This is a genomic window from Mesorhizobium sangaii (genome assembly GCF_014207355.1).
Classification (GTDB): domain Bacteria; phylum Pseudomonadota; class Alphaproteobacteria; order Rhizobiales; family Rhizobiaceae; genus Mesorhizobium; species Mesorhizobium sangaii.
The window spans coordinates 550,554-572,904 of record NZ_JACHEF010000003.1 but is presented as its reverse complement, the minus strand read 5'-3'; the positions used below and the strand labels follow the sequence as shown (position 1 = coordinate 572,904).

Genomic DNA, 22,351 nt, shown 5'->3' with positions numbered 1-22,351 from the left:
CGGTTTTACGGGAGGAGCCGGGTCTTGCCGCAATCCCCTTGTGCGCCATATGTATGAAGTGGAGAGAGTACTCTTCCCTTCAGGTCGCCAGCCACCAACAAAACTGCTCGCGCAGTGACAAGGGCGCCATAAGGCTCGCCGTTGATCCAAGAGAGGCGGACCCGGATTTTTCACACGAAAAGAGCAGAGCAATCCGTGCCTCGGCACGCGGCTCTGATGTTCTGTCTGGAGAGGGGCCGGTCGGCGTTTGGCAGCGGTACGAGGAGGCCACTATGTGCCAGCGCCGGCCGGCCGACCCCACGGACCCAGGAGATGCGGCGGACCTGAGCATCATGGGGTATTTCTAGGGATCAAGCCGGCTGTCTGTCCTCGTGCCGGCTTCGTCTTGGCCTGCACACTTGCGCAAGAGCTTATGAAAATCAACCATTTCTTAACCAAGGCTCGCGAATCGCTTGGATTAAGGTAAACGGGTAACCCTATCGGGTTGACTGGATAATCGGCCTTTGCGGTTTACGCCGCCTTGGCGACGACGCGGTTGCGGCCGCCGCTCTTGGCTTCGTAGAGCGCGAGGTCGGCACGTTTCATCAGCGCCGCCACCGTGTCCACCCCCTTCAGCACCGACGACACGCCGACACTGACGGTGACTTCGGTCGTCTTGCCGTCCGGGCCGATGGCAAAAGGCGCCTGGGCGATTTCGGCGCGAATGCGTTCGGCCACCTTTTCGGCAACCGTACCCTCGGTGTCCGGCATCACCACGACGAACTCCTCGCCGCCAAAGCGGCAGGCAAGGTCGATACCCCTGACATTCTTGCGCAGCCGCCGCGCGAATTCCCGCAACACCTCGTCGCCGCCGTCATGGCCGTGTGCGTCGTTGATCGACTTGAAACGGTCGAGATCGGTGATCATCACCGACAGCGGCCGCCGCCGCGCAACGGCGCGATCGAACAGCGTCTGCAGATGGCTGTCGAGATAGCGGCGGTTGTGCAGCCCGGTCAGCCCGTCGGTCACCGCCATCTCGATGGTTTGGGTGACGCTGGCGCGCAGCTGGTCGTTGTAGCGCTTGCGGCGCACCTGGGTGCGCAGCCGCGCCGTCAGTTCCTGCTGGTCGATCGGCCGCATCAGATAGTCGTTGATGCCGAGCTCCAGGCCACGAATGATGCGCTCGTCCTCTCCCGCCTCCGCCAGCAGGATGATCGGGACGAAACGGGTGCGGTCGAGCGACCGCAACTGCGAACAGAGCCGGAGCGGATCGAAATCCGCAAAGGCCGTCGAGATCATCACGCATTCGTAGGGCGTCTCGGCGGCCTGGAAGAAGCCGGCATGCGGATCGCTGGTGACGTCGAGGTCGGCACGGTCGCGCAGCATCTTCTGGATGCGCTCGACCGAGGATTTGCGCTCGTCGATCAAAAGCACTTTCGGCGTCGTGTCCTCGGAGGCGAAATTGCGGCTCAGCAGTTCTTCGATACCAATGTTGCGCGTCGTCGAAGCGCGCAGCCGCAACTCGTCGGTGAGCGACTTCAGCCGGACCAGGCTCTTGACGCGCGTCATCAGTTGCAGGTCGTTGACCGGTTTGGTCAGGAAATCATCGGCGCCGGCTTCGAGCCCGCGCACGCGGTCGGAAACCTGGTCGAGCGCGGTGATCATCACCACCGGAATGTGCGACGTCGCCGGGTCGCTCTTCAGCCGTCGGCAGACTTCGAACCCGTCCATGTCGGGCATCATCACGTCGAGCAGCACGACATCGACCTTGCCATTCTCGCAGGTCTCGATGGCGTCCGGCCCGTTTGTGGCGGTCAACACCTCGAAATATTCGGCCAGCAGCCGAACCTCCAGCAGCCGCACATTGGCAGGGATGTCGTCGACGACGAGGATCCGTGCAGTCATGTCACAAGGCTCCGGCTTGGCTGGAAGGGCGCATCACGCATCGCCCAAATAGGATTTGATGGTTTCGATGAAACGCGGCACCGAGATCGGCTTGGAGATATAGGCCTCGCAGCCACCCTGGCGGATGCGTTCCTCGTCGCCTTTCATTGCGAAGGCGGTCACCGCGATGACTGGGATGACGTGCAGCTCGTCATCCTCCTTCAGCCATTTGGTCACTTCCAGCCCCGACACTTCAGGCAACTGGATATCCATCAGGATGAGATCCGGCCGGTGCTTGCGCGCCAGATCGAGCGCTTCCAGGCCGTTGCGGGTGCGCACAGTCTCGTAACCGCTTGCTTCGATGAGGTCCCGAAAGAGCTTCATGTTGAGCTCATTGTCCTCGACGATCATGACCTTCTTCGGCATCGATATCCCGTCCCGGCCGTCCTTCCGCTCGAAGGTGACCGTCATGCGTCCATCTGAAAGACGCACCAAACCCTGCTTCACTCTACGGCAATATCATTGACGAAACGGAAATCCGTGGGGCAAAAAGCTGTCTGGATTCCACCTCGGGCGCCGCTCTAATGGCTTGCCGCAAGCATCTCTTGCCATTACTGCGGGAGAGACTCATTCCACACACCGAAGGTAGTGATGGCAAACGCAGCGTCAATGCGTGAAGAAGCGGAATCGATTGCGGTGAAGGCCCTGGGCTTCGTCGCCTCCGATCCGGAGCTGTTGCCGCGCTTTCTGGCAATCACCGGTATCGAGGCGCATTCGATCCGCAAGGCTGCCGGCGAACCAGGATTCCTGGCTGGCGTCCTGCAGTTCATTCTCGCCCATGAGCCGACGCTGATCCGCTTTGCCGACGAAACCGGCACGCCGCCGGCAGCTGTCGGCAAGGCCCTGCGGGCGCTGCCGCTGGGCGACGACAACCATGAGCATTCCATATGAGCGATGATCCCGAAACCGCGCGCCAGATCGAGGAACTGGCGGCGGACAGCCGCCCGCTGCTGGTGCTCGATGTCGACGACGTGGTGCTCGAATTCATCCGCCCGTTCCCGAATTTCCTCAAGGCGCGCGGTTTCGGCCTGACGCTGGCCTCGTTCCGGCTGACCGGCAACATTGCCGAGACGGCGAGCGGTCGCCTGATCGAACAGCCCGAAGTCACGGCACTTCTGAGCGATTTCTTCGATGCCCAGGCAGACTGGCAGGGCATCACTGACGGTGCCGCGGATGCCCTGGCGGGACTGGGCGATCGCGCCGAGATCATTCTGCTGACGGCCATGCCCCACAAGCACCGTGCCGTGCGTCGCGCCCATCTCGATGCACTCGGACTGAGCTACCCGCTTCTGACCACTGAAATGGCCAAGGGACCGGCAGTGGCCAGGCTTCGCGGCAAGACCGGCCGGCCGGTGGTCTTCGTCGACGATCAGCCGCACAATCTGGCATCGGTGCGGGTATCCGTCGCCGATGCCGGTCTGTTCCATCTGATGGCCGACAATTCGCTGCGCGCATTCCTGCCGCCGGTGCCGGACGACATCATCGTCGTGCAGGACTGGCACGAAGCAGCGCCGAAGATTGCGAACGCGCTGGGGCTCTAGCCCAATTCCAGGAATAAGTGTGAAACGGTTTTCCGCCCCGAATTGCGCCAAAACAGAGAGATAGAGGCCAGCCCTCAGGGATTCAGCTTCGCTCCCGCCCCGCCGCTGTCGTCCCCACTGTCATCGACACTGTCATCGACACTGTCATCCACGGCCGGATCAGCCGGCTTGACCATGACGCCGTTGACCATGACCGAACCGTCGGCCTTGGCGTTGACTACCCATTCGATGCGTCCATCTGGCAGCGTCTTGCCAAAACCCTTCACCATGAGAGCGGCAGGTACGTACTGCGCCACCTCCGGCTCCGACTTTGCCGCTGTCTGCAGGCCCTCGACGAGCTTGTCGAAGCCAGTGACGTCGACCGTCAAGCTTGCCTCCGGCTTCTCGTCGGGGAAGGTCATTTCGCCTTCCAGGGCGATCTCCGTATCCTTGTTCTTCACGCTGCTGTGGCCGATCACGACCTTCGGCGTCTTGGCCATGAAGTCGGCTTTGAGCTGGTCGCCGAAATCAGCTGTCAGCGGCGGATTCTTATTGAGATCAAAGGCTTCGATCGCCTTCTTCGCCATGCTGTCGAGATCGATATTGGCGCCGCCGAAGTTCAGGTCGAGATCTGTGGGCAACAGCCCCACGCTCCAGCTCGGCAGAAGCTGTTGCGGCACGGTCAGCCCCGAAGCCTTGATGGCATAGTTGATCTTGCCGTTCTGGGCGACGCCATCGGACCCGAACGCAGTGCTGAGCTGCGTCGCGCCGAAATTGCCGACCGGGCTTTCCACCGTGAAATCCTTGAAGCCGTAGGTTCCCTCGACACGCTCCCAAACCGGCAAGGCGGCGAGCAGAAGCGCTTTGAGTTGCGCCTGGTTTGCCTTCAGCGTCGCCTCGTCTTCATTGGCCACGGCAAATGCCAGGAGATCGAGCAGCGGCTTCGTCCGCACCCCCTTGCCGCTGGCCTCGACCGACAGCTCCGGCGATTTGACGTTGACCGGGAATTTCAGTCCGCTTTCGGGATCGTCGAAATTGATCGTTTCGACGAAATCAGACACCTTTTGCGAGGTTGTGAAATCGACGCCCCCGGTCGCGGCCTTGCTCGCGGTGATCGTTGCTGTACCGGCGCCGATGCTCGCTTCCATATGCTGTTTGGCATCCTTCGATGCCATCGTCATGCCGGCCATCGAGCTGCTGCCGCTGGTGAAGGCCGCCAGATTGGGGTCGTAGACCCCGGAACCCTTGCCGTCCTTGATCGAAAACTGCGTGCTTTGCAGACCCTCGGGCCCGTTGAACTCGAAGGAGGCTCTCTGCGAAAAATCCATCGAGACATCCCAGGATCCGTCGCTACGCGGCTTGACCATAAGGGCATAGGGCGCAACGTCGACTTTCAGCAGCTTTTGATCTGGCAGTGATCCGGCAAGCGCCTTGAAATCAAACAGGATCTTGTATGCATCGCCTTCCAGCGACACCTTCAGAATGCCTTTGTCGAGCGCCTGTTTGCCGACATAGCGGGCCAGGTCTTCAGACAGTTGCTTGGCACCCTGACTGTCGACGGTCTGGCCGAAAGCAGGCGCGCTCAACGCAAGAAGGAAAACGAATGGCAGGGCACGGTTCACGCGAATTCTCCGTTTGACCTAATGTTGCCCAACAGCGCGCAGCGGTTTGGGGACAACGACATGCATAAAACAAAAGCCCAAAGCGCGTCGACCGAATCCGTTTCCGTGCAACGCGTTTTGGAAGGAACGCCTCGTTCGTCTGGTATGAAATTACCGCCACAACCGCAAGGTGAGATCAACAACCGCCGCCAAGGCGTAAGAACTGATTATAGCACAAGCCGCATCAACGGCCGGCCGGCCTTGCGCTCGACAAGCCGCTCGAAACCGGCCTTCTCGAAGACCCGCGACGAGCCGACGAACAGGCCGATCGAACGCGAATCCCGGGACAGGTCTATCGGGCAGGCCTCGACCAGCCGGGCGCCATTCCTGCGGGCGAAATCGATACCGCCTTCGACCAGGCGATGCGTGATACCCCTGCCGCGCGCCTTGGTGCGGATGAAGAAGCAAGAGATCGCCCATACGGCCGGGTCCATGGCGTCGGCGGGATCGATTGGTGCCGACCCCCTGCCCTGATTGTTCCATTCGGGAACGTCGGCGCGTGGCCCGATCTGCATCCAGCCGACCGCCTTGCCGTCTTCGAATGCCAGCAGGCCAGGCGGCGGGCCGGCTTCGATGCGCGCCTTGATGTGGTCCTTGTTGCGTTCGCGGCTGCTCTCGCGGCGCACTGCCGGCGCCAGCCGGAAATGCGTGCACCAGCAGCCATAACAGGCCCCCTGCTTGCCGAAGAGGTCCTCGAAATCCGCCCAGAGTTCGGGGGCCAGCGGCGCTATGGTCGTGCTCATGCGTTCTCCCCAGGCCAGCCTTGTCGCAGGCCTTGCACTGTCGTACCATTGCTTCTGTTCTCTTTATGTTCGCAGCGATGGCGGCCCCTGTCAACAATCCCGATCACGGTTTTTGCCGCGACTGCCTGACGTTTCAGCGCAGCCAGACGCGCCGCTGCGAACGCTGCGGCAGCCCCCGGCTGGCGCGCCACCCCGAGCTTTACCGGCTGCATCTGGCCCATATCGACTGCGACGCCTTTTATGCAGCGATCGAAAAGCGCGACAATCCAGCGCTCAAGGACAAGCCGCTGATCATCGGCGGCGGCAAACGCGGCGTCGTCTCCACCGCTTGCTACATCGCCCGCATCCAGGGCGTGCGCTCGGCAATGCCGATGTTCAAGGCGCTCGAAGCCTGTCCCGAGGCGGTCGTCATCAGCCCCAACATGGAAAAATACGTGCGCGTCGGCCGCGAGGTGCGCGCCATGATGCAGGCGCTGACGCCGCTGGTCGAGCCGCTCTCGATCGACGAGGCATTTCTCGACCTCGCCGGCACCGAACGGCTGCACGGCCTGCCGCCGGCAGTGGTGCTGGCGCGCTTCGCGCTGGCGGTCGAGAAGGAGATCGGCATCACGGTTTCGGCCGGCCTGTCCTACTGCAAGTTCCTCGCCAAGATAGCGTCGGATTTCCGCAAGCCGCGGGGCTTCTCGGTCATTGGCGAGGCCGAAGCGGTCGGCTTCCTGGCGGTCCAACCGGTAACGATGATCTGGGGCGTCGGCAAAGCGTTCAACGCCACGCTGGAGCGCGACGGCATCCGCACCATCGGTCAGTTGCAGCAGATGGATCGTGGCGACCTGATGCGCCGCTACGGCACGATGGGCGACCGGCTCTTCCGCCTTTCGCGCGGCGAGGACGTCCGCCGCGTCGATCCCTACCAGGATGCCAAGAGCGTGTCGGCCGAAACCACCTTCGACACCGACATCGCTTCGCTCGATGAACTGGTCGCGGTGCTGAGGGGGCTTTCGGAAAAGGTTTCGGCGCGGCTGAAGAAATCCGGTATCGCCGGACGCACTGTGGTGCTGAAGCTCAAGACCCAGGATTTCAAGCTGCGCACGCGCAATCGCCAGCTCAACGACCCGACCCGGCTCGCCGATCGCATCTTCCAGTGAGTGGAACTCCTGCGCAAGGAAACCGACGGCACGAAGTATCGGCTGCTCGGCATCGGCGTCAGCGACCTCTCGGACGACGACAAGGCCGACCCGCCCGACCTGGTCGACGTCCAGTCGCGCAAACGCGCCATGGCCGAAAGCGCCATCGATACCTTGCGCGACAAGTTCGGCCGCAGGGCGGTGGAAACCGGCTATACGTTCGGCAAGGGCCGCGACGCCCACCCGCCGGAGCCGATCGAGGACTGACCTTGCAGATCGAGTGTCTTGAGATTGAGGTCAGGCCGAACCGAGAATGACGGTTTCGAGAGCCGGGACGAAGCGCACTTAAAGTACGGAGCACCGGAAACGCAGGAAATCACCTGAATATCGGCCCATCCGTCAGGTGCGCTGCAGATCGATCCTGCTGGTCACCACGCTCTTGCCGGTTTTCGGGTCGGTGTCGGTGACACTCAGCAGGATGCCGTTCTCACCCTTTTTCTCGACCGTCATCCGCGCCTTTCGATCCCCATTGACCTCCTTGGCCCAGCCAATGCCGAGGTTGATCGCGTTGCCGGAGCGGCTGCCATTCAGCTGTGCCGGCCCGGTGCGAGACCCGACATAGACGCCGTTGTACGTCGCACCTGTGACCCTCAAGTTGGCGCTGATAGCCCGCGTCACCAAGACGAGACCGCGGCAATTGCCATCCAGCGAGAGTGAGGTTGAGGTCGCATTCGACTTGAAGCTGCAGGATACATTAACGTTCGGCACATCGGTGGTTACCTGGACAGTGCCCTTGCCAGCGAAATTGCCGTTGAACGACTGGAGGAACTTGGCTTCGTCGGCATGTGCCGTGCCAGCCGCGGCCAACAGACAGCCAGCAAGCCCGAATTGCGCGAATGATCTCATCGAAGCTCTCCTTGTCGATTTGGAAAAGGCAGGACCGCCTGCAAGGCATGGCAAGGCGGAATCTCGAGACTCAACGCCTGTTGCCGTATCAGGTTCCGCCCGCAGCATGACTGTTTTGCAACATCCAGCCATCGCGACTGGCCCAGAAGAATGCAGCCTCTAGCGATTGCGGCAAGGGCTCCGGCCTGCGAGATAGCGGGCATGGTCCCTACCCCCTCCATCCCCAAGGCCGCATTCTGGATGGCGCTGTCGATCGCCTCGTTCCTGGCGATGTCTGTCGCCGGACGCGCCACGACTGCCGAGCTCAACGTCTTCCAGGTGTTGGAACTTCGCTCGGTGATCGGCTTTTTCATCCTTCTGCCGCTGGTGATGATGAACGGCGGCTTTGCAGCCATGCGCACGCAGCGCCCCGTCGCCCATATCGCCCGCAACGTCATCCACTATACCGGCCAGGCGGCCTGGCTCTACGCGCTGACGCTGATCCCGCTGGCGGTGTTGATCTCGATCGAATTCACCACACCGATCTGGACGGCTATCCTGGCGGTGACTTTTCTTGGCGAAAGGCTCTCCCGGCCCAGGCTTGCGGCGATCGTGCTGGGGCTGATCGGCGTGGTGATTATCGTGCGCCCTGGCGTCGGCGCCGTCGATCCGGGACATCTCGTCGTGCTCGGTGCCGCCGTCTGTTTCGGCGTATCGCTGGTGTTGGTCAAGTCGCTGACGCGCACGGACAGCGTGGTGCGCATCATCTTCTGGATGCTGATCATTCAGTCGGCACTCGGCCTCGTCCCGGCGCTCTATGAGTGGCGCAACCCGCCGCTGGAGCTGTGGCCCTGGATTCTGCTGATCGCCTTCACTGGCATGTCGTCGCATTTCTGCATGGCCCGGGCGCTTGCCTATGCCGACGCCACCGTCATTTCGCCGATGGATTTCCTGCGCGTGCCGCTGTCGGCGCTGATCGGCTGGCTGCTCTATCAGGAGCAGATCGACGCCTTCACCGCCGGTGGCGCACTGCTGATCCTGATGGGCAATCTGCTCAATCTGCAGCGAAAAGCGCCACAACCGGCGAAGATCGCCGCGTCCTAGACCCTGATCCAGTCCGGGGGAGATTGAGTCTACGAGAATTTCGTGCCCTGATCCGTCGTTGCCGCCTTGTAGCTGGGGCGGCGGGATGAGACGCTCCTGGAAACAGAGAGCAAGCGTGAGATGGTGCAACGATGCCTTCTGTGATCGTCGCTGTTTTACTGATGTCGACGCTGGTAGCCACCGGCAAAGCGGAAGCCGAAGCGGGAACGCACCTTCTCGAGTCGGATGGCCCCATGGCTTCCTCCTATGGCCCGACGGTCGTGGCAGACTATTCCGCGTCCATGGCGCACTATCGAACAAGCTTGCGCGCGCATTCCGGGACCGGCGGCCTTGTCGGCGATTTCGTTTCCTCGTTGCGCATTCCCTGGACTTGGCGTTCCGATGACGGAAGTACCGTTCGCCGCCTGGGCAACAGCCTGTTCTTGCTCACCGAGGGCGATTGCCTGAGCCGAATGTGCCGCGAGATACCTTGTAAACAGACGGAGTGGCCCGTGTTCGACTGCCGCGATGGCCACAAGCGCAAGATGGCGGCTCCCGGCCTGACCGGCATCAGCTTCGGCGGCATCAACTACAGCCAGATAGGTGGCCCGCAGTTTTGAGCGGATAGCCTCCGGACTCCGGCGGGATGGGCCTCCAGTTCGTCAATTGCCGTCGTCGGGTATGTTGAGGAGGTGGCCGCAGGCCTTGCAATGGACGGCGTCGGGCTCGTGCCGTTGCAGCCCGCATTGCGGACAGAGAAAGAATACCTTGCTGGGACGGAACAGCGCCTGCGCCAACCTGACGAACAGCGAAATGCCGATGATCATGGTGGCAATCGCGGTCAGCTTGCCGGCCATGCCCGGCAGGACGATGTCGCCGAAGCCCGTCGTGGTCACTGTAGCGACGGTGAAATAAAGGGCGTCGATATAGTTTCCGAGCCCCGTCCCGGTGCGGAAGAAGAAGGTGTAGACGAAGCCGGTGATGACGAACAGGAAGGTCAAGAGATTGATGGCCGCCTGGCTCGCCTCGCGCCAGGGTCGCAGTCCGCGCATTTCGAAATGCCGCCACAGCGACCCGCTGCGCGACAGCGACCACAGCCGCAGGATGCGCAGGAAGCCGAGATTGGCGAGCGCCGTCGGCATCAGCAGCGTCAACAGGATGAAGGCATCGACCCACGATGTCGGCTGTTTCATCAGCCGCAACATGTCGTTCGACGCCAGCAGGCGGGCGGCCATGTCTGCAGCAACCAGCGCGGCCACCGCATAGTCGAGCCAGAGGAACGACGGCTTGTCCTGAAGAACCGGCGTCGCGATGAAGAAAGCAATGATGGCGAGGTCGATGACGACAGCCACCAGTTGGAACCGGAAAGCTGCCGGGGTGCGTCCGTGATAGAGCTTGCGCAGCCTGTCACGCAGCTGTGCGATTGCTGAACCGTCTTCGGCCACTTTCACGATGATTGCAGCCGCGTTCGCAGCAAGGGCGGCCCGGCAGGCTGCCGCCGGCCTGCAAGAGCGGGCGTCACACCAGCTCCACTTCGACCACGCCCGGCACGGCCCGCATCGCCGAGGCGATCTGCGGCGAGATACGGTAGCGATTGGGCAGCTCGATCTCGATTTCCCCCTCGCCATCTTCCTTGATCAGCACGAAGCTGACCTGGCCTTCGCCCCTGACCGACAGCTGGCCGGCCAGCGTGCCGATCGGCGCCGCATTGCGTACGAAAATGCGCAACGCCTTCTGGATGCGGCTTGCCTCGTCCTCCAGCGACTGCACCGAGTTGATGCGCAAATTGACGCCTTCCGGCCTGTCCTCGGCCGCAACGGTGATGACGACGGAGCGGCCGGGCTCGAGCAGGTCGCGATACTGCGCCAGTCCTTCGGAAAACAGCACGGCTTCATACTGGCCGGACGTATCGGAAAAGGCGACGACGCCCATCTTGTTGCCGGTGCGCGTCTTGCGCTCCTGCTTGGAGGTGACCGTGCCGGCCAGCCGTCCGGCGGCGGCACCGCGCTTGACGGCCGTCGAAAACTCGGCCCAGTTCTGCACCCGCATCTTCTGCAAGGCCGCCTTGTACTCGTCGAGCGGATGGGCGGAGAGGTAGAAGCCGACCACCTGGAATTCGCGGTGCAGCCGGTCGGCGGCAAGCCATGGGTCGGTCGCCGGCAGATTGAGCGCCTGCGACTGGGCGCCGAGCGAGGCGCCGAAGATATCGTGCTGGCCGGAGACCGCGTTCTGCTGCGCCAGCGATGCCAGCCCCATCATGCGCTCGACGCCCGCCATCATTGAAGCACGGTCATGGCCGAAGCAATCGAGCGCGCCGGCCATGATCAGGCTTTCGAAGACGCGCTTGCCGACAATCTTGGGATCGACCCTCTCGCAGAAATCGGCGAGGTTCTTGAACGGCTTCTCGCCGCGCTGGGCAACGATATGCTCGACCGCCGCGTCGCCGACGCCCTTCAGCGCGGCCAGCGAATAGTAGATACGGTTCTCGCCGACCTCGAAAGCGCGGAAGCTTGATATCACCGACGGAGCCAGAACCTCGATGCCAAGGCGCAGCGCGTCCTGGCGGAAGTCGGCGAGCTTGTCGGTGTTGCCCATGTCGAGCGTCATCGATGCCGCGAGGAACTCGACCGGATAGTGCGCCTTGAGATAGGCGGTCTGGTACGAAACCACCGCGTAGGCGGCGGCATGCGACTTGTTGAAACCATAGTCGGCGAACTTGGCCAGCAGGTCGAAAATGAAGTCGGCTTGGGGCTTGCCGACGCCGCGTTCGACCGCACCCGAGACGAAGCGCTCGCGCTGCTTGTCCATCTCGGCGCGGATCTTCTTGCCCATGGCGCGGCGCAACAGATCGGCTTCGCCGAGCGAATAGCCGGCAAGCTCCTGCGCGATCTGCATCACCTGTTCCTGGTAGACGATGACGCCCTGCGTCTCCTTCACCAGATGGTCGATCTTGGGATGGATCGACGCCATCTCCTCCTCGCCATGCTTTCTGGCGTTGTAGGTCGGGATGTTCTCCATCGGTCCCGGCCGGTACAGCGCGACCAGCGCGATGATGTCCTCGATACAGTCGGGCCGCATGCCGATCAGCGCCTTGCGCATGCCAGCGCTTTCCACCTGGAACACGCCGACCACCTCGCCGCGTGACAGCATGGCGTAGGTCTCGGGATCGTCGAGCGGGATCGTCGCCAGGTCGATCTCGATGCCGCGCCGGCGGATCAGCTTGACCGCCGTTTCGAGCACGGTCAGCGTCTTCAGGCCGAGGAAGTCGAACTTCACCAGCCCGGCCTGCTCGACATATTTCATGTTGAACTGGGTGACCGGCATGTCCGAGCGCGGATCGCGGTACATCGGCACCAGTTCCGACAGCGGCCGGTCGCCGATGACGATGCCGGCTGCGTGCGTCGAGGCGTGGCGATAGAGACCCTCCAGCTTCTGCGCCATGTCGAGCAGCGTCTGGACGATCGGCTCCCTCTCGGCCTCTTCGGCAAAGCGTGGCTCGTTGGCGATGGCGTCGGCGAGCTTGACCGGATTGGCCGGGTTCTGCGGCACCATCTTGGAGAGCTTGTCGACCTGGCCGTAGGGCATCTGCAGCACGCGGCCGACGTCGCGCAACACGGCGCGCGCCTGCAGCGTACCGAAGGTGATGATCTGGCCGACCTGGTCGCGACCGTATTTCTGCTGGACGTAGCGGATCACCTCCTCGCGGCGATCCTGGCAAAAATCGATGTCGAAGTCGGGCATCGAGACGCGGTCGGGGTTGAGGAAGCGTTCGAACAGCAGGGAGAAGCGCAGCGGATCGATGTCGGTGATGGTCGTCGAATAGGCGACCAGGGAGCCGGCGCCCGACCCGCGGCCCGGCCCGACAGGAATGCCTTGCGCCTTGGCCCATTTGATGAAGTCGGCAACGATCAGGAAGTAGCCGGGGAACTTCATCTTGGTGATGATGCCAAGCTCGAAATTCAACCGCTCCCGATATTGCTCGACCGTGTAGCCAGGGGTCGGCCCGTGCGCGGCCAGACGCGCGTCGAGCCCTTCATGCGCCTGCCGGGTCAGTTCGTCGGCTTCCGCCTGCACGGCGGCGTCATTGTCGGCGACATCGCCGCCCGTGAATCGCGGCAGGATCGGATTGCGGTTTTTCGGATAGTAGGAACAGCGCAGCGCGATCTCGACCGTGTTGTCGATCGCCTCCGGCAGGTCGGCGAACAGCCTGGCCATGTCGGCCTGGCTGCGCAGGAAATTGTCAGGTGACAGCCGGCGGCGGTTGTCGGCGGCTACGACCGAGCCCTCGGCAATGGCGATCAGCGCGTCATGCGCGTCATAATCGTCGCGCGCCGAGAAGAACGCCTCGTTGGTGGCGACCAGCGGCAATTCATGGGCATAGGCGAGATCGATCGAGGATTTCTCGATCACGCGATCATAACCGGAGACCCGGTCCAGTTCGACATAGAGCCGGTCGCCGAACATCCTCTTCAGTGTCAAAAGCCGTACCTCGGCAAGATCGCGGCGATCTTCCTTGAGCGCAATGCCGATCGGGCCGCGCGGCCCGCCGCTGAGGCAGATCAGCCCTTCGCAATAGCCCTCCATCATTTCGGTGGTCAGGTGCACCGCCTCGCCCGGCGGCGTCTCGAGATAGACGCGGCTGACCAGCCTCACCAGATTGGCGTAGCCGGCCTCGGTCGCCGCGATCAGGACTACCGGCCGCATATCCGGGCCTTGCCGCCTGCGGTCGCGCTGGCCATCGCTGTTCTCGCCTGAAAAGGCGACCGCGACCTGGCAGCCGATGATCGGCTGGATGCCGTCCTTCACCGCCTTCTGCGCGAATTCGAGCGCGCCGAACAGATTGTTGGTGTCGGTGACGGCAATCGCCGGGGCTTCGTCCTTGACCGCGTGGGCCACCACCTTGCCGATCTGCAAGGCGCCCTCCAGCAGCGAATAGGCCGAATGCACGCGCAGGTGGACGAACGGCCGCGCCGGCGCCTCCGGCCGCGCCGCCGCAATCGCGGCTTCGCGCATCAGGGGATCGCGTGGAAGTCTGTCATCTGCCATGGTTTTTCGCGCTGCCCGGAGGACTTGAGTCGATGGAGATGTATTGTCCGGGACCGGGCGATACCAGTCCAGCACAAACCACCGCTGACCACAGGCTTGCCGCGGCCTGCCCGGCAGGTCTGTTGAGATTCCGGCCAGGCCGGCCTCACCTGAATATCAACAGACCTCAGGCAAATTCCATGATCACCGCATCCACGGCCAGGCTGTCGCCAGGCTTTGCGTTGAGTTTCGCCACGACTAGATCGCGTTCGGCGCGCAACACGTTTTCCATCTTCATCGCCTCGACGACAGCCAGCGTCTCGCCAGCCTTGACCTCCTGGCCTTCGGCAACGGCAATCGACACGACAAGGCCGGGCATCGGGCAAAGCAGCAGTTTCGACGTATCCGGCGCCACCTTCTCCGGCATCAGCCTTTCCAGTTCGGCGATGCGTGGCAGCATGGTCCGCGCGGTCACCGACATGCCTTTCCAGGCGATGCGAAGGCCATTGGCAACCGGCCTGATCTGAGCGACGACCTTGCGGGTGCCGACCGTGCCGCGCCAGATCAGGTCGCCCGGACGCCAGTCGGAGGCGACGGTCAGCGCCTTGCCGCCCTCGATCGACAGATCGATTTCCATCGGAATCGAGATCATGCCTTCGAGGATGGACGCCGACAGATAGTCTTCACCGATCTTCACCACCCAGTCGCGCTTCAGAGCCCCCGAATGCGGCGCCAGGCGCCCGCCCAGCCGGTCGAGCCGGTCGCGGCGCAGCAGTTCCACCGCGGTCGCAATCGACGCCAGCACGGCTTGTTCATCGTTGTTCGGCACGATTGGCGCAAAGCCGTCGGGATATTCCTCGGCGATGAAACCGGTCGATATCCGCCCTTCCCGCCAGCGCGGATGCTGCATCAGGGCGGCGAGGAACGGAATGTTGTGCTCGATGCCGTCGACGACAAAGCTGTCGAGCGCTTCCGACATGGCATCGATGGCCTGGATGCGCGTCGGTGCCCAGGTGCACAGCTTGGCGAGCATCGGATCGTAGAACATCGAAATTTCCGAGCCTTCGGTGACGCCGGTGTCGTTGCGGATGACGATATCGCCGAATTGTCCTTCTTCCGGCGGCCGGTAGCGCGTTAGCCGGCCGATCGAGGGCAGGAAATTGCGGTACGGGTCCTCGGCATAGAGCCGGCTTTCCACCGCCCAGCCGTTCAACTTCACATCACTTTGCGTCAAGACGAGCTTCTCACCGGCGGCGACGCGAATCATCTGCTCGACCAGATCGATGTCGGTGACGAGCTCCGTCACCGGATGCTCGACCTGCAATCGTGTATTCATTTCAAGGAAATAGAAGTTCTTGTCCTTGTCGACGATGAACTCCACCGTGCCGGCGCTCTGATAGTCGACAGCCCTTGCCAGCGCCACCGACTGCTCGCCCATGGCCTTGCGTGTCTTGGCGTCGAGGAACGGCGATGGCGCCTCTTCGGCGACCTTCTGGTTGCGGCGCTGGATCGAACATTCGCGTTCGCCGAGATAGAGCGCGTTGCCATGCGCGTCGGCCAGCACCTGGATTTCGATATGCCGCGGATCGACGACGAATTTCTCTATGAAGACGCGGTCGTCGCCGAACGAGCTCTTGGCTTCCGAGCGCGCCCGGCCGAAGCCGTCGCGCACCTCCGATTGGCTCCAGGCGATGCGCATGCCCTTGCCGCCACCGCCGGCCGAGGCCTTGATCATAACGGGATAGCCAATCTCGCCGGCGATCTTTTCGGCATGGTCGGCATTCTCGATGACGCCAAGCCAGCCGGGCACGGTGGAAACCTTGGCGGCGTTGGCGAATTTCTTCGATTCGATCTTGTCGCCCATCGCCTTGATCGCCTTGGGCTTCGGGCCGATGAAGATGATGCCTTGCGCTTCCAGCGCCTCGCAAAAGGCCGCCCGCTCTGACAGGAAGCCGTAACCGGGGTGCACGGCCTGCGCTCCTGTCTCCTTGCAGGCGGCGATGATCTTCTCCGGTACGAGATAACTCTGCGCGGCTGGCGAAGGCCCGATATGCACCGCCTCGTCGGCCATCTCGACATGCACGGCATCACGATCGGCATCGGAATAGACCGCGACGGTGGCGATGCCCATCTTGCGTGCCGTCCTGATGACACGGCAGGCAATCTCGCCGCGATTGGCGATGAGGATCTTGGTGAACATGCGAAATATCCCTCGGGTCGGCCGTTCCTTTTATGGCCTGTGTCGGCGCGGTCAAGCCGGCCGGGTCAATCGCGGTCTTTCAATCGATTTGGGATAAAATTCTCCGCACTGGCCCAAGCCTGGAACCAGCTTCCAGTTGATCGCATCATTAAAACCTGAAAGCTTGGGCAAAAATCGCCTATGGAGGAATTGCCTGATGAAAACGCGCGCCGCTGTCGCTGTCGCCGCCGGAAAGCCGCTGGAGATCATGGAGGTCGACCTCGACGGTCCGCGCGACGGCGAGGTGCTGGTCGAGATCAAGGCGACGGGCATCTGCCACACCGACGAATTTACGCTGTCGGGCGCCGATCCCGAAGGCCTGTTTCCGGCTATCCTCGGCCATGAGGGCGCCGGCGTCGTCGTCGATGTCGGCAGGGGCGTCACCTCGGTCAAGAAGGGCGACCACGTCATCCCGCTCTATACGCCCGAATGCCGACAGTGCCCGTCCTGCCTGTCCAGAAAAACCAACCTATGCACGGCGATCCGCGCCACGCAGGGGCAAGGCCTGATGCCGGACGGTTCGTCGCGCTTCTCGATCGGCAAGGACAAGATTTTTCACTACATGGGCTGCTCGACCTTCTCCAACTTCACCGTGTTGCCCGAGATCGCGGTGGCCAAGGTCAATCCCGACGCCCCCTTCGACAAGATCTGCTACATCGGCTGCGGCGTCACCACCGGCATCGGTGCTGTGATCAACACCGCCAAGGTCGAGCAAGGCGCGACTGCCGTCGTCTTCGGCCTCGGCGGCATCGGCCTCAACGTCATCCAGGGGCTAAAACTTGCCGGCGCCGACATGATCATCGGCGTCGACTTGAACAACGACAAGAAGGCCTGGGGCGAAAAATTCGGCATGACGCATTTTGTCAATCCGAAGGAGATCGACGGCGATGTGGTGCCTCACCTCGTCAACATGACCAAGCGCGGCGCCGACCAGATCGGTGGCGCCGACTACACGTTCGACTGCACCGGCAACACCAAGGTGATGCGCCAGGCGCTGGAAGCCTCGCATCGCGGCTGGGGCAAGTCGGTCGTTATCGGCGTCGCCGGTGCCGGCCAGGAGATCTCGACGCGGCCGTTCCAGCTCGTCACCGGGCGCACCTGGATGGGCACCGCCTTCGGCGGCGCGCGCGGCCGCACCGACGTGCCGAAGATCGTCGACTGGTACATGGACGGCAAGATCCAGATCGATCCGATGATCACCCACACGCTGAAGCTTGAGGACATCAACAAGGGGTTCGACCTCATGCATGAGGGCAAGTCGATCCGAAGCGTCGTCGTTTATTGAAGAAGGCCACGAGCCGCCGACCAACCGGCCTGCGACCTTTGTGGTTCACAACTGGGAGGAGAAAAGAATGCCGGAAAAACTGCATCCGAAAATCGACAATGGCTTGCCCAGGGAAAGCGCGAGCTTTGCCGGCGGCACGCTGGTCTGCGCCTGCACCAGCAAGCCGGTCAAGGTGAAGGTCAAGGGCCAGATCGCCCACAACCATGCTTGCGGCTGCACCAAATGCTGGAAGCCGGAGGGTGCGCTGTTCTCGGTCGTTGCCGTGGCCGGCACCGCCGACGTCACCGTCACCGAGAACGGCGACAAGCTGAAGGTGGTCGATCCCAGCGCGCTGATCCAACGCCATGCCTGCACGGGCTGCGGCGTCCACATGCACGGGCCGGTCGAGCGCGACCACCCGTTCAAGGGCCTGTCCTTCATCCACCCCGAGCGCTTCGAGGAAGACGGCTGGTCGCCGCCGGGCTTCACTGCCTTCGTCTCGTCGATCATCGAATCCGGTGTCGACCCGAAGCGAATGGACGGCATCCGCGCGCAGCTGAGGTCAATCGGGCTGGAACCCTATGACTGCCTCAATCCCGGCCTGATGGATTATATGGCGACCTGGACTGCGAAGAAGTCCGGGGCCTTGCCGGCGTAACAACCGATCAGATTATCTCCATGGGGCCGGCCGAAATCGCCCGGCCCCATGCTTTTTGGAACAGTAAATGCCTGCACCCGCCATCCTCGTCGACGCCGATGCCTGCCCGGTCAAGGCCGAGGTGGAAAAGGTCGCCGAGCGGCATGGCGTCGTCGTTACCTACGTCTCCAATGGCGGCCTGCGGCCATCGCGCGATCCGATGATCCGCAACGTCGTGGTGTCCAAGGGCGCCGACGCCGCCGATGACTGGATCGTCGATAATGCGCGGACCAACGACATCGTGATCACATCAGACATTCCGCTGGCCGCCCGCGCGGTGGCGCTCGGCGCCCATGTGCTCGGGCCCACCGGGCGTCTGTTCACACCCGAAACGATCGGCATGGCGGTGGCCATGCGCGATCTCAAGCAGCATCTGCGCGAGACCGGCGAAAGCAAGGGCTACAATGCCAGCTTTGCGCCGCAGGACCGTTCGCGGTTTCTCGGCGAACTTGACCGCATCTTGCGGCGGGCGCTCAAATCCGCCACACCGGACTGATCCGGGCGCTTCTCGAGAGCTGGGCCATGGTCACCGACACCTCGATCAATTCACCGATGCATCGGCACAAGCAATTCGTCGTGGCGGCCGGCATAGGGGCCGTCGCACTGGTGGTTGCGCTGCTGTTGCGCGCGCCACTCCCTTATTCGATCGGCACCAATGCGTTCTTCGCCGTCTATGTCATTTTGGTCGTCGCCCAGATGCCAAGGCTTACCGGTCGCTACCTCAGCAAGAACGCGCGTGCCACCGACCAGCCGGTGCTGGTTATCTTCGCTGTAACGCTGGTCGTGGTCGTCGTTGCAATTGTTTCACTGTTCCTGCTGATCAATCAGAAGGACAGAGGCCATCCCGTCGAGCTCGGCTTCGCGCTGTTGTCGATTCCGCTCGGCTGGTTCACCATGCATGCCATGGCAGCGCTCCACTATGCCCATGTCTACTGGATGGATGGCGATGCGGTCGACGCTGAGACCAAGAAGACAATCCCGGTCGGCGGGCTGCTGTTCCCCGGCGACAAGCGGCCGGAAGGCTGGGATTTCCTATACTTCTCGGCGGTCATAGGCATGACCGCGCAGACTGCCGACACCAACATCTCGACGACGCATATGCGTTGTGTCGTACTCGTCCATTCGATCCTGTCGTTTTTCTTCAACACGGTCATCGTCGCCGCGGCCGTGAATCTCGCCGTCAGCCTGGGCAGCCCGTAATAATTCCGTGATCGGATGAAACATCGGTTTGGTTGGCGACGTATCAGGAGGACAATGAGCGTGTAGGTCACGCCGCGAGGCCGGGAGACGAGACAAGATGGAATCGGTTGCCAGAAGCCAACCCACCGCCGGAGCGGACCCCGCCGCGCGGAAGGATGAAACGCTGATCTACCGCCAGTCGCGCTGGACGCGGCTGACGCACTGGATCTGGGCCATTTCGCTGTTCTTCATGCTGCTTTCCGGCCTGCAGATCTTCAACGCCCGCCCGCAGCTATACATCGGCAAGCAGTCGGGCTTCGACTACAACAACACCATCTTCGCCATTGGCGCCGAGAACACAAACGCCGGTGCCCGTGGCTATACCGAAATCTTCGGGCATCGCTTCGACACCACGGGCGTGCTCGGCTGGTCGGGTCCGGCAGGCCAGGAAACGGCGCGCGGCTTCCCGTCTTGGGCGACCATCCCTTCCTACTATGATCTGGGCACCGCTCGCGTCATCCATTTCTTCTTTGCCTGGATACTGACCACGACCTTGATCGTCTGGCTGGTCGCAAGCACCGTGAACGGCCATCTGCGCCGTGATCTGGCGCCGCGCCTCGACGATCTCAAGCGACTGCCGCAAGATTTCATCGACCACGCCAAGCTCAAATTCCACCACACGCGGGAATACAACACCCTGCAGAAGATGGCCTACGGCGGCGTGCTGTTCGTGCTGCTGCCGCTGATGATTATCACCGGCCTGGCGATGTCGCCCAGCATGGACTCGGTGCTGCCGTTCCTCAACGATCTGCTCGGTGGCCGGCAGACGGCGCGCACCATCCATTTCACCGTCATGGTGCTGCTGGTCGCTTTCTTCATCGTCCACATCCTGATGATCCTGGCTGCCGGCCCGATCAACGAACTGCGCTCGATCATCACCGGCTGGTACCGCACCGATCCTCCCGCACAGGACGACAATTCCACCGAGAGGAGTGCGTGACATGGCAAAGTTCGAGATCAGCCGCCGGAAATTCCTGACGGGCGCCAGCCTTGGCGCCTCCGGCATCATGCTGTCGGGCTGCGATGCCTTCGACAGCCAGTTGAGCATTGGCAGCGGCCTGCGCAGTTTCCTCGAAAACGCCAATGGCCTGACATACCGGGCGCAACGCCTGCTTGCCGGACGCGACGCGCTGGCGCCGGAGTTCACCGAGGCCGACATCCGCCAGCCGCAGCGGCCGAACGGCGTCACGGCTCCCGACGACGACGTCTACAAGGGCTTGCTCGCCAACAATTTCGCCGATTGGCGGCTGGAGGTTTCGGGCCTTGTCGAAAAGCCGCTGTCGCTCAGCCGCGAGCAGTTGATGAACATGCCGAGCCGCACCCAGATCACCCGCCATGACTGCGTCGAAGGCTGGAGCTGCATCGCCAAATGGACCGGCACGCCGCTGTCGCTGGTGCTCGACCAGGCAGTGGTCAAGCCGCAGGCGCGCTACGTCATGTTCCATTGCCTCGACACGATCGACCGCAGCCTGTCGGGCGACATCAAATATTACGGCACCATCGACCTGATCGATGCCCGCCACCCGCAGACGATCCTCGCCTATGGCCTGAACGGCAAGCCGCTGCCGGTCGAGAACGGCGCCCCGCTGCGCGCCCGCGTCGAGCGTCAGCTCGGCTACAAGATGCCGAAATTTCTCTACAAGATCGAGCTGGTCGACGGCTTCGCCAATGTCGGCGGCGGCAGGGGCGGCTATTGGGAAGACAATGGCTACGACTGGTACGGAGGAATCTGAACCGCACACCGCAAAATGATGATCGGCCCGGGGGCGTAGCGGGCGCTGCCCGCCGGTTCAGGCAACCTTGTCGAGCAGCGGCTTGAGCGCCGGATGGATTTCCGGCGAGGCATGCTTGATCAGGGTCAGCAGCGCACGTTCGTTCTCGTACAAAGGCCTGTCTACCCCGATGTGCTCGATCAGCCAGCCGGCTTCGCCGGCATCGATCGTCTCGGCGCGGCGGGCCAGGGCCTCGGCCGCCCTGTTCTTGGCTTCCCACTCGGCCTCGATGTCGTCGGGGGAGCGATAGGCCTCCATGATGCCGGCGAGGCCGCCGGAGACCATGCGGCTGAAGAAGCCGCCGATTTCCGGATCGGCGTGTTCGACGAAGGCGTCACGGCGCAGCGCCACATCGCGTGTCGGCGCCTCATAACCGGCCGAGCACATGACGAAATTGGCGATCGCCTTGACGAACAGATCGTTCCAGGTCGGATCGTTTTGTCCTTGAGCGGTACGCTCGTTGATCTTGACCAGCACCTCGGCCTCGGCGCGGGTGATTGCGATGTTGCCGTCGCCGCCATGGGCATGCAGGATCCGGCGCAACAGCTCGACCTCCGCCTTGGCGATCAGTCCGGCAACCAGCGCACCACCGAGCATCAGCGGCCCCTTGCCGTCGATGACGGCGTGGGCGACCTGCTCCAGCGCATAGACGCAAAGCTGGCTCGGCGATGATCTTGCTTCTTCCAGCACATGGACCAGCAATTCGAGTTCGGTCCGGCTGTCGACCATGCCGTCGCGCGAGATCGTGCGGATCAGCCAGTCGGCATTGTCCTGCGAGATGTAGCCCGACGGCTTCTCCTGGTGGACGATGTAGTCGGTGACCGCCTCGACAAAGAACGGCGGCCATTCCTGGCACTTGTCCTTGGCTGTGGCATCGAGCGCGAACAGCGCCTCGGCCTCGCCGCGCGTCACCACGCCGTCACCGAACACTTCATGGCGCAACATGGCCACGTCTTCCCTGGTGATGCGGCTTTTCGAGGTCAGCCCCGCCACCGGCGCGCTCATGATCAATTCGCCCATTTGTCGTCCCCGTCCACTGCCGGCAAGCGCCGGCCCAACGCCTCACAGAAGCCACCATATCAGCAGTGTCTTGAAAATCCGGCAAACGGCGTGGTTAGCGAAGACTTGTCAGCCAATACATTTCTCCCAAAAGTGTGCAGCGGCTTTGGGAAAACG

Annotated in this window: 19 protein-coding genes and 1 pseudogene; 11 read left to right on the top strand and 9 right to left on the bottom strand. The window is 62.7% G+C overall.

The genetic code is table 11. The features are described from left to right. Positions 1 to 510 precede the first annotated feature (510 nt). Positions 511 to 1,884 carry a PleD family two-component system response regulator gene (locus HNQ71_RS17890; RefSeq protein WP_184873898.1) on the bottom strand — a complete coding sequence of 458 codons (1,374 nt, stop codon included), beginning with the start codon at positions 1,882 to 1,884 and terminating at the stop codon, positions 511 to 513. 33 nt (positions 1,885 to 1,917) lie between these two features. Beyond that, the gene (locus tag HNQ71_RS17885) at positions 1,918 to 2,289 is read right to left on the bottom strand and encodes a response regulator (RefSeq protein WP_095088146.1); all 372 of its coding nucleotides are present in this window, start codon (positions 2,287 to 2,289) and stop codon (positions 1,918 to 1,920) included. Positions 2,290 to 2,514: 225 nt separating this feature from the next. On the opposite strand from HNQ71_RS17885, the gene HNQ71_RS17880 reads away from it, so the two are divergent. Next, positions 2,515 to 2,814, top strand: a complete 300-nt coding sequence (locus tag HNQ71_RS17880; protein ID WP_184873897.1) for a DUF3572 domain-containing protein — start codon at positions 2,515 to 2,517, stop codon at positions 2,812 to 2,814. Further along, positions 2,811 to 3,464 (top strand): hypothetical protein, encoded by a 654-nt coding sequence (locus HNQ71_RS17875; protein WP_184873896.1) that lies wholly within the window; start codon positions 2,811 to 2,813, stop codon positions 3,462 to 3,464. Before HNQ71_RS17880 ends, HNQ71_RS17875 begins: the two co-directional genes overlap by 4 nt. A 74-nt stretch (positions 3,465 to 3,538) precedes the next feature. Here HNQ71_RS17875 and HNQ71_RS17870 read toward each other — a convergent pair whose 3' ends face one another. Next, entirely contained in the window at positions 3,539 to 5,065 is a 1,527-nt protein-coding gene (locus HNQ71_RS17870; protein ID WP_184873894.1) for a hypothetical protein, read from the bottom strand. 206 nt (positions 5,066 to 5,271) lie between these two features. Beyond that, positions 5,272 to 5,847: a GNAT family N-acetyltransferase gene (locus tag HNQ71_RS17865; protein WP_184873893.1), complete on the bottom strand. Its 576-nt coding sequence runs from the start codon at positions 5,845 to 5,847 to the stop codon at positions 5,272 to 5,274. A 65-nt stretch (positions 5,848 to 5,912) separates the two neighbouring features. Here HNQ71_RS17865 and HNQ71_RS17860 point away from each other — a divergent pair. After that, positions 5,913 to 7,238, top strand: a pseudogene (locus HNQ71_RS17860) (DNA polymerase IV). A 132-nt stretch (positions 7,239 to 7,370) separates the two neighbouring features. On the opposite strand, the gene HNQ71_RS17855 reads toward HNQ71_RS17860, so the two are convergent. Next, a complete protein-coding gene (locus HNQ71_RS17855) occupies positions 7,371 to 7,877 on the bottom strand; it encodes a hypothetical protein (protein WP_184873891.1) in 507 nt (168 codons plus the stop codon). Positions 7,878 to 8,078: 201 nt separating this feature from the next. Here HNQ71_RS17855 and HNQ71_RS17850 point away from each other — a divergent pair, with 201 nt between their 5' ends. Both HNQ71_RS17850 and HNQ71_RS17845 read left to right on the top strand, forming a co-directional pair. Then, complete coding sequence (locus HNQ71_RS17850; protein ID WP_184873889.1) at positions 8,079 to 8,960, top strand: DMT family transporter; 882 nt, start codon at positions 8,079 to 8,081, stop codon at positions 8,958 to 8,960. 131 nt (positions 8,961 to 9,091) lie between these two features. Continuing rightward, complete coding sequence (locus tag HNQ71_RS17845) at positions 9,092 to 9,559, top strand: hypothetical protein (protein WP_184873888.1); 468 nt, start codon at positions 9,092 to 9,094, stop codon at positions 9,557 to 9,559. 42 nt (positions 9,560 to 9,601) lie between these two features. On the opposite strand, the gene HNQ71_RS17840 is transcribed toward HNQ71_RS17845, so the two are convergent. The 3 genes from HNQ71_RS17840 to HNQ71_RS17830 all read right to left on the bottom strand — a co-directional run bounded on the left by HNQ71_RS17840 (position 9,602) and on the right by HNQ71_RS17830 (position 16,164). After that, positions 9,602 to 10,390 carry a potassium channel family protein gene (locus tag HNQ71_RS17840; RefSeq protein ID WP_343068180.1) on the bottom strand — a complete coding sequence of 263 codons (789 nt, stop codon included), beginning with the start codon at positions 10,388 to 10,390 and terminating at the stop codon, positions 9,602 to 9,604. 67 nt (positions 10,391 to 10,457) lie between these two features. Then, positions 10,458 to 13,952: a DNA polymerase III subunit alpha gene (gene dnaE, locus HNQ71_RS17835; RefSeq protein WP_184874390.1), complete on the bottom strand. Its 3,495-nt coding sequence runs from the start codon at positions 13,950 to 13,952 to the stop codon at positions 10,458 to 10,460. 199 nt (positions 13,953 to 14,151) lie between these two features. Beyond that, positions 14,152 to 16,164 carry an acetyl-CoA carboxylase biotin carboxylase subunit gene (locus HNQ71_RS17830; protein ID WP_184873887.1) on the bottom strand — a complete coding sequence of 671 codons (2,013 nt, stop codon included), beginning with the start codon at positions 16,162 to 16,164 and terminating at the stop codon, positions 14,152 to 14,154. 196 nt (positions 16,165 to 16,360) lie between these two features. Between HNQ71_RS17830 and HNQ71_RS17825 the strand changes: the two genes are divergently transcribed. The 6 genes from HNQ71_RS17825 (at position 16,361) to HNQ71_RS17800 (ending at position 21,136) form a co-directional block, all read left to right on the top strand. Beyond that, positions 16,361 to 17,488: an S-(hydroxymethyl)glutathione dehydrogenase/class III alcohol dehydrogenase gene (locus HNQ71_RS17825; protein WP_184873886.1), complete on the top strand. Its 1,128-nt coding sequence runs from the start codon at positions 16,361 to 16,363 to the stop codon at positions 17,486 to 17,488. 67 nt (positions 17,489 to 17,555) lie between these two features. Beyond that, on the top strand, positions 17,556 to 18,125 hold the full coding sequence (gene gfa, locus HNQ71_RS17820) for an S-(hydroxymethyl)glutathione synthase (protein ID WP_184873885.1): 570 nt from the start codon (positions 17,556 to 17,558) through the stop codon (positions 18,123 to 18,125). A gap of 67 nt (positions 18,126 to 18,192) precedes the next feature. Further along, entirely contained in the window at positions 18,193 to 18,660 is a 468-nt protein-coding gene (locus HNQ71_RS17815; protein ID WP_184873884.1) for a YaiI/YqxD family protein, read from the top strand. A gap of 26 nt (positions 18,661 to 18,686) precedes the next feature. Further along, complete coding sequence (locus tag HNQ71_RS17810; protein ID WP_184873883.1) at positions 18,687 to 19,364, top strand: DUF1345 domain-containing protein; 678 nt, start codon at positions 18,687 to 18,689, stop codon at positions 19,362 to 19,364. A 97-nt stretch (positions 19,365 to 19,461) separates the two neighbouring features. Continuing rightward, positions 19,462 to 20,343: a cytochrome b/b6 domain-containing protein gene (locus tag HNQ71_RS17805; RefSeq protein WP_184873882.1), complete on the top strand. Its 882-nt coding sequence runs from the start codon at positions 19,462 to 19,464 to the stop codon at positions 20,341 to 20,343. A gap of 1 nt (position 20,344) precedes the next feature. Beyond that, positions 20,345 to 21,136, top strand: a complete 792-nt coding sequence (locus tag HNQ71_RS17800; RefSeq protein WP_184873881.1) for a molybdopterin-binding protein — start codon at positions 20,345 to 20,347, stop codon at positions 21,134 to 21,136. 57 nt (positions 21,137 to 21,193) lie between these two features. Here HNQ71_RS17800 and HNQ71_RS17795 read toward each other — a convergent pair whose 3' ends face one another. Further along, positions 21,194 to 22,195 (bottom strand): hypothetical protein, encoded by a 1,002-nt coding sequence (locus HNQ71_RS17795; protein WP_184873879.1) that lies wholly within the window; start codon positions 22,193 to 22,195, stop codon positions 21,194 to 21,196. Between the last annotated feature and the right edge of the window lie 156 nt (positions 22,196 to 22,351).